This is a genomic window from Mesorhizobium sp., from assembly GCF_004962925.1.
Lineage (GTDB): Bacteria > Pseudomonadota > Alphaproteobacteria > Rhizobiales > Rhizobiaceae > Mesorhizobium.
In genome coordinates this window covers 4,784-11,641 of record NZ_SUEO01000105.1, presented here as the reverse complement: position 1 = coordinate 11,641, position 6,858 = coordinate 4,784, and the positions used below count along the sequence as shown (strand labels likewise).

At 60.2% G+C, this 6,858-nt stretch carries 6 protein-coding genes, 1 tRNA gene and 2 pseudogenes; 3 read left to right on the top strand and 6 right to left on the bottom strand.

Translation table 11 applies throughout. The features are described from left to right. The 3 genes and pseudogenes from E5W87_RS20230 to E5W87_RS20220 all read right to left on the bottom strand — a co-directional run. Positions 1–273, bottom strand: a pseudogene (locus tag E5W87_RS20230) (DUF1579 domain-containing protein); the annotation flags it as partial. A 115-nt stretch (positions 274–388) separates the two neighbouring features. After that, positions 389–1,162 carry a histidinol-phosphatase gene (gene hisN / locus E5W87_RS20225; RefSeq protein WP_292401307.1) on the bottom strand — a complete coding sequence of 258 codons (774 nt, stop codon included), beginning with the start codon at positions 1,160–1,162 and terminating at the stop codon, positions 389–391. A 408-nt stretch (positions 1,163–1,570) separates the two neighbouring features. After that, the gene (locus tag E5W87_RS20220) at positions 1,571–2,512 is read right to left on the bottom strand and encodes an N-formylglutamate amidohydrolase (RefSeq protein WP_292401305.1); all 942 of its coding nucleotides are present in this window, start codon (positions 2,510–2,512) and stop codon (positions 1,571–1,573) included. A gap of 162 nt (positions 2,513–2,674) precedes the next feature. Between E5W87_RS20220 and cpdR the strand changes: the two genes are divergently transcribed. Together cpdR and E5W87_RS20210 are read left to right on the top strand one after the other, a co-directional pair. Continuing rightward, the gene (gene cpdR, locus E5W87_RS20215; protein WP_006199474.1) at positions 2,675–3,037 is read left to right on the top strand and encodes a cell cycle two-component system response regulator CpdR; all 363 of its coding nucleotides are present in this window, start codon (positions 2,675–2,677) and stop codon (positions 3,035–3,037) included. Between the two features lie 115 nt (positions 3,038–3,152). Beyond that, a tRNA-Val gene (locus E5W87_RS20210) sits at positions 3,153–3,227 on the top strand. Between the two features lie 249 nt (positions 3,228–3,476). Here E5W87_RS20210 and E5W87_RS20205 read toward each other — a convergent pair. Then, on the bottom strand, positions 3,477–4,424 hold the full coding sequence (locus E5W87_RS20205) for a hypothetical protein (protein ID WP_292401302.1): 948 nt from the start codon (positions 4,422–4,424) through the stop codon (positions 3,477–3,479). A gap of 330 nt (positions 4,425–4,754) precedes the next feature. On the opposite strand from E5W87_RS20205, the gene E5W87_RS20200 reads away from it, so the two are divergent. Then, on the top strand, positions 4,755–4,901 hold the full coding sequence (locus E5W87_RS20200) for a hypothetical protein (protein WP_292401299.1): 147 nt from the start codon (positions 4,755–4,757) through the stop codon (positions 4,899–4,901). 8 nt (positions 4,902–4,909) lie between these two features. On the opposite strand, the gene E5W87_RS20195 is transcribed toward E5W87_RS20200, so the two are convergent. Together E5W87_RS20195 and E5W87_RS20190 are read right to left on the bottom strand one after the other, a co-directional pair. Then, positions 4,910–5,878 carry a GDP-L-fucose synthase gene (locus tag E5W87_RS20195; RefSeq protein WP_292401296.1) on the bottom strand — a complete coding sequence of 323 codons (969 nt, stop codon included), beginning with the start codon at positions 5,876–5,878 and terminating at the stop codon, positions 4,910–4,912. Between the two features lie 145 nt (positions 5,879–6,023). Beyond that, positions 6,024–6,858 (bottom strand): annotated as a pseudogene (locus E5W87_RS20190) (DUF993 family protein); the annotation flags it as partial.

Genomic DNA, 6,858 nt, shown 5'->3' with positions numbered 1-6,858 from the left:
CCATTGTCTCGTCGCCGGATCGAACGTCCGCAGCGTGGCGGCGCGATAAGCGCCGCCGGGCAATTCAATGACATTGTCGTCGAAATTGCCGAGGCCGCCAAGGATTGAGCGCACTTCGCATGTCCCGCCAAACACGTCCCAGTTCGCGTCACTTTGCAGGCGCTTCTGCAACCTTCGATGGCTGACGTTCCAGCGTCCGAAGAAGAAATCGAAGTCGGCCCGACCGTCTACCGACGCATCTTCGGAACGGCTGGTTATTGATTGCGTCGGCATGTGTGAATCCCTCCCGTGACAGTAGCTCCATAGCAGAGAGCTCCTGACATCCTCCTGTCAGGAGCTTGGGTTAGCCTGGGGACCTTGGTCCGTAATGGCCAGCTGCCCAGCTGGTTCAGCCACGCAGCGCGGCCATCGCGGCGGCATGAAGCTCCGGCGTTGCCGCAGCCAGGATGTCGCCGCCCCTTTCCGCCGGTCCGCCTTCGAAGGTGGTGACGACGCCACCGGCCTTCTCGATGATCGGGATCAGCGCCACGATATCGTAGGGTTTCAATCCGGGGTCGGCGACGACGTCGACGCTACCCGCCGCGACCATGGCGAAAGCATAGCAGTCGGTGCCGTAGCGGGCGAGCTGGACCTGTTTTTCGAACAGGTCGTAGCGCAGGCGCGCGTCTCCCTTGAATAATGCCGGCGTCGTGGTGAACAGCGTCGCCTCGGCAAGGCTTGTCGTCTTGCGTGTCGTCAGCCTCCGCGGCCCGCCCGGACCTTCATAATGGGCACCGGAAGCGTTGGCGTAGAAAAGCTCGCCGGTGAAGGGCTGCGACATCATGCCGGCAACGGCATCGCCATCGACCGTCAGCCCGACCAGCGTTCCCCACACCGGCAGGCCGGAAATGAAGGCGCGCGTGCCGTCGATCGGATCGATCACCCAGATATGCCTGCTGGAAATGTTCTCGCTGCCATGCTCCTCGCCGAGGATGCCATGATCGGGATATTCCGCTGAGATCAGCGCCCGGATGGCCCGCTCGGCCTCGCGGTCGGCCTCGGTGACCGGGTCGAAGCTGCCTTGCTCCTTGTTGGCGACCGCGCTCTGGCTGCGAAAGCGCGGCAAGGTTTCGGCTGCGGCGGCAAGCGCAATGCGCCGCATGAAATCGATGCTGATGTCCAACTGATTCTCCCGCGTTGCAGCGTGCTGGAACCGTCGTTTGCCTGTGGTTTTCCGCCAAAACAAGGGCGTGCGGAAACTTTTGCGCATCGACGACTGTTGCTCGAATGCAACGCTGGCGTCCTCGAAATACGATTTCCACATCACAGTGAATTAAAAACGCCTGTCGGCGCCTTGACATTTGTGCAGCGCACAATAGGTTTGTTCTCGGACAGGTTTTCCTGTCCATGCCCTCCTTGGGCGTTTCCTCCCTAGACTTCGACCGTGTCGTGCAAACGATGCGGTCTTTTTTTCGGCGCAGCATCCAGCGGATCGCGCGTCTTTCCCGTCCCCTACGCTGACGCCTATCTGGCGCAATATCTATTTAATTGGCGCAGAATCCCTCGCAAAAATCGCTTCCGATTTTTGGCATTATTCGGCGGCAAGCGGCAGATCGATAAAATCGTGATCGGGCATCGCCATCAGGTCCGCCGAAAATTGTGCCAGATCGTCGGCTAGCGCATCGAAGCCGGCGGATTTCTGGAACGTCCGCTCGTTCATGTAAAGCCCGCGATTGACCTCGATCTGCAGTGCATGGAGATGGCGCACGGGGCGGCCATAATGCTCGGTGATGAAGCCTCCGGCATAGGGCTTGTTGTGGGCGACGGTATAGCCCATGCCGATCAGCAGGCCGATCGCCGTCTCCGTCAACGCTGCCGAGGCGGACATGCCGAAACGGTCGCCGACGATAAAATCCGGCCTGAGACCGCTGTCGCCGACCCTGATGCTCGCCGGCATCGAGTGGCAATCGATCAGCACGGCAAAGCCGAACCGCGCATGGGTCCTGGTCAAAAGCCGTTTCAGCGTCTCGTGATAAGGCTTGTAGACAGCCTCGATGCGCGCGACGGCTTCCGCCAGCGGCAAGCGGCCGGCATAGATGTCGAGCCCTTCTCCCACCAGCTTGGGCACGGTGCCAAGCCCGCCGGCCACGCGCGCCGAACGGATGTTGCAGAAGGACGGCACGGGTTCGGAGAACATGCGCGGATCGAGTTCCCAGGGCTCCCGGTTGACGTCGAGATAGGCGCGCGGGAAGTTTGCCGCCAGCATCGGCGCGCCCAGCGCAACGGCGCCACCGAACAATTCGTCGACGTAGCAATCCTCGGACCGGCGGATAGCGTTTCGGTCCAGCCTTGCCATGGCCAGGAACCGGTCCGGATAGTAGCGGCCGCTATGCGGCGAGTTGAAGAGGAAGGGGACGCGCTGTTCGGCGCCCGACCGGATTTCGAAGGGTGGAACGACCGAAAAATCTTCGGCTGCCGTTTTCAATTTGAACGAACCCAAAAAAACCAATGCATCATGGTCTGAAAGTGCCACCTCGCCGCCCGCATGTCCAGCATTTCGGCGTCCGGACCGCTTTGTTAAATGCGGATCGGGCTCTTCATCGTTCACTTGATGTTTACCGTCACCTCCTCATATACAGGATGGTTAACGGGCTGCCCCACGGCAGTCTCGGGCGGGTGATTCGGACGGGATAAGATGGCACGCATTCTACTGGCGGAAGACGACGACGATATGCGCCGGTTCCTCGTCAAGGCGCTGGAGCGTGCCGGCTACCAAGTCAGCGATTTCGACAATGGCGCCAGCGCCTATGAGCGGTTGCGTGAAGAGCCTTTTTCGCTGCTCCTGACCGATATCGTCATGCCGGAGATGGACGGCATAGAACTCGCCCGCCGCGCCACCGAGATCGATCCCGACCTCAAGGTCATGTTCATCACCGGCTTCGCCGCCGTTGCGCTCAATCCGGATTCCAAGGCGCCGAAAGACGCCAAGGTGCTCTCGAAGCCGTTCCATCTGCGCGACCTCGTCAACGAGGTCGAAAAGATGCTGCAGGCAGCCTGAGCCGATTCCGGCAAGGCTTCGGCGTGTCTTCAACGGCGCGACCAAGCGAGCCTTTCTTTCCCTTCTCCACCTATTGACGCGCCGGAGCAAAAATGGTGTATGCGCGGCTTCGGATGGGCGTGTAGCTCAGCGGGAGAGCACTGCATTGACATTGCAGGGGTCACAGGTTCAATCCCTGTCACGCCCACCATCCGGACAATCCGCCGTCTCCTGAATTTTCATCTGCATCGCCTCGGCCTCGGTTTATTTAGACCCGATCGCCCCTATCGGCATTGCCTGGCGAAGACCATGAGAAAGCAGTGAGCGGATATTGAGGATGCCGCGCGCTGAGACTTAAGACGCCCGCCTGGGTCGAGCCAGGACGGGCGACATCGGGTCGGATCATTGTGGCGTCGGGTCTGGCGTATTTCCCGGCCTGCCGCCGCATCCTTGTCGCGCCTTACTGGTTTTGGCGAAGGCCCTGATCAATCCGGGGTTCGCTCCTCGTGGCTGACCGAACGCTCAGTCCGATTTGCTGGAAAAGCTCGTTTGCGGGATCTGCCTTCAACGACAGTGCGGCCATTGCCTGAGCGGGTTCCACTTCCCCCAATGCTGCATGGAGAATATGAGCCGAACAGGCCGCGGCATAAGGGTAGCCCGCTTTCGCCGCAGCGAAGAACAGCCCGAATTCCCCGGACATGACATGGCCACGCCACATCCTGCCAGTCAAAACCTGCATCATCGGCAGCGGGATTTTGGCAAGCGTGCGGAACTGCCTGGTCATCAGCGATTTCAGAATTGCCTCGCCCGAGGCATGGTCCTTTTCACGAAAATACGACGTCGCCGCCTTCAAGGGATAAACATCGTTTTCCGGATCTAGTCCGGCAGCCTTCTCGATAATGCCTCTTGCTTGCGCCGGAGTGATCCTGTCTTCTAGGCGACGAAAAGCTGATTGATAGCCGAAGGCGGCCTCAAGCGGGTGATAGTCGGATTGATGGATCTTCAGTTCTTCCAGAATGATCTTTGCCGCTGCGGATCGGCTGAACAAGGTCTTCGTCTTGAGCAAGGGAACGCCACCCATCACCGACGAGATCGTCGCAAATACGCTGCTTTCCGCGTGAATCTGCCGGCACCGCGCCATGAGCGCCATCTCGAAAAATGCCCTGAAGGTTTGATCCTCGAATTCGTTCGCACCGAAATCGTCGGCCAGCAATGCTCCGGTTTCCGACTTCAGGTAAGCGAGCGTGGCACGATCCTGGCCCACCAGAAGGGTAGCTAGCCCCTTCGCCGAAAGCTTTGACACGATCGCCCTGGCCAGTGTCGAAGGGATCACCTTGTCGCCAAAAACCAGTATTGAACGAAATTTGCCGTGGACGATGTCGCCGCTGCGAAGATGCAGCGCCGCCACGGGCCGGGAAAATCGGCAATCGTCGGCTGCATCGAGCGCCGCTCTCACAGGCGCGGAAAAACCAAGCGTCCGAAACGTTTCGGTTCTCCATCTGGCCGGCGCATTGCCAGGCGGCCAGCTTTTGACCAGTCCCTCCCGGAATGATTTGAGGACGCGGAAATCATTGCAGATCCAGCCTCGAAGATCCGTTCGCCTGGCATCCGCCTGGAGGCTGGACCGCGTGAACTTCGTTCTGCCGAGAATACCGAAATCGGCAGCATCGATTTTTTCGCCTAGCCAGTATTTGTCGATGAAATCGGGAGAAAACACCTTCTCGACGAAATCGACGAAATGGAATTGCATATCCGTGATGGCCTGGCTGTTCCAGGTGAAGCCGAAATGGCAGCCCATCTTGTCGGCAAGGCATTTTGCGTTGACTACCGCCATCAGACGGCCGCCCAGACCGTCAGTTCTGGTCGCGGCAAACAGTTTCGTTGAGAAGTCGGTCAAGCAGCATCCGCGCCGAGGCGGAGATCGCCCTTCTCAATATGCCGGAGAAACCAGGCATAGGTCTGCTCCAATCCACTTTGAAGCGAGTACCGTGGGCGCCAGCCCGTCGCAAACAGACGCGACACGTCCATCAGCTTGCGCGGCGTGCCGTCCGGCTTCGTCGCATCGAATGTGAGCACGGCATCGGCGCCGACGACGGAAAGCATGGTGCGGGCCAGCTCGGCAATGGTGATGTCTTCGCCCGAGCCGACATTGACATGGCTGTCGCCGGAATAGTTTGTCAGCAGCCAGACCAGAGCGTCGGCGGCGTCGTCGACATGCAGGAATTCGCGCATCGGCGTGCCCGATCCCCAGACCTCTAGGGTTTTGTCGCCGGCGCGCTTGGCCTGGTGCGCTTTGCGCATGAGGGCCGGTACGACATGGCTGGTGGAGAGGTCGAAATTGTCGCCGGGGCCATAGAGGTTGGTCGGCATCGCCGAGATGTACTCGACACCATATTGGCGCCGATAGGCCTGGCAAAGTTTCAGTCCAGCGATCTTGGCGATCGCATACCATTCGTTGGTGGGTTCGAGCGGACCGGTGAGCAAAGCGTCCTCGGAGATCGGCTGTGCCGCAAACTTCGGGTAGATGCAGGACGAACCGAGAAACAGCAGTTTCTGCACCTCGTTGCGAAAGGCGCTCTCGATGACATTGGTCTGCATGATGAGATTGTCCTGCAGAAAATCGACCGGCAACCTGTCGTTTGCCAGGATACCGCCGACCTTGGCCGCCGCCATCACCACCGCATCCGGCCTGTGGTCAGCCATCCAGCGTCGCACGCCGGCCTGGTCCATAAGGTCGAGTTCATCGCGGGATGCGGTCAGGACCTCGCAGTCCTCGCCCGCCAGCCTGCGCAATATGGCCGAGCCGACCATGCCGCGATGCCCGGCCACGAAAACGCGCTTGCCCTGAAGGTCGAAATTCATTGGCGTATCCCTATTCAGAACGGCCGCTATGACCATCTGGCGTCGGCGCGCCGGATGGGCCTGCGTCGGACGCATACCGCATACAGATTTGCCCAGACAAGGCAAATCGGAGATTTGGGCGTGAACTCTTCTAGTGGGATGGCGGTCAGACGCCCGCCACGGCACACAGGTTCTTCATTCTTGCGATGGCAAGCTCCGGGTCGGCAAGCAATCCGGCCTGGTCGGCAAGGCGGAACACATCGGCATAGTGGCAAATGCCGCGCGCCGATTGCATGCCGCCGATCATCGAGAAATGCTGCTGGTGGCCGTTCAGCCATGCCATGAGGACGATACCGGCCTTGTAGTACTCGGTCGGCGCCTCGAAGATTTTCCGCGACAAAGGCACTGTCGGCGCCATCAGCGCGTCATAACCGGCACGATCGCCGTCGGCGAGCTTCGCCAGTGCTGCATTGGCGACCTGCGCGATGGCGTCGAAAATGCCGAGCAGCGCATGCGAGTGCCTTGCGCCGTCGCCGGCGATCAATTCGGGATAATTGAAATCGTCGCCGGTGAACATGACGACCCCGTCAGGCAGCCGGTTGCGCAGGGCAACCTCTTTTCCGGCATCGAGCAGCGATATCTTGATCCCCTCGACCTTGTCGGCGTGGCGTTCGATGATGGCGACGACCGCGTCGAGCGCGGTCTCGAAATCATGGCTACCCCAATAATCCTTCAGCGCCGGATCGAACATGTCGCCCAGCCAGTGCAGAATGACCTTGCCGGACGCCTGGGACAGGATGCGGTCATAGACGCTGATATAATCGTCAGGACCCTTGGCGACAGTCGCCAGCGCGCGGCTGGCCATCATGATCGCCTTGCCGCCCAGGCTCTCGATGAAACCGAACTGCTCCTCATAGGCCGCGATGACATCGTCGAGCGTCCTGGCGGCGCCGGGCGCCAGATGGTCTGTTCCGGCACCTGAGGCGAGATCGGCACCCTCG

What these genes read in the sequence shown, in the direction of transcription:
- cpdR (WP_006199474.1), top strand. Translation starts at nt 2,675, where the DNA reads ATGGCACGCATTCTACTGGCGGAAGACGACGACGATATGCGCCGGTTC.
- E5W87_RS20200 (WP_292401299.1), top strand. Translation starts at nt 4,755, where the DNA reads ATGGAATTGCATATCCGTGATGGCCTGGCTGTTCCAGGTGAAGCCGAA.
- E5W87_RS20195 (WP_292401296.1), bottom strand. Translation starts at nt 5,878, where the DNA reads ATGAATTTCGACCTTCAGGGCAAGCGCGTTTTCGTGGCCGGGCATCGC.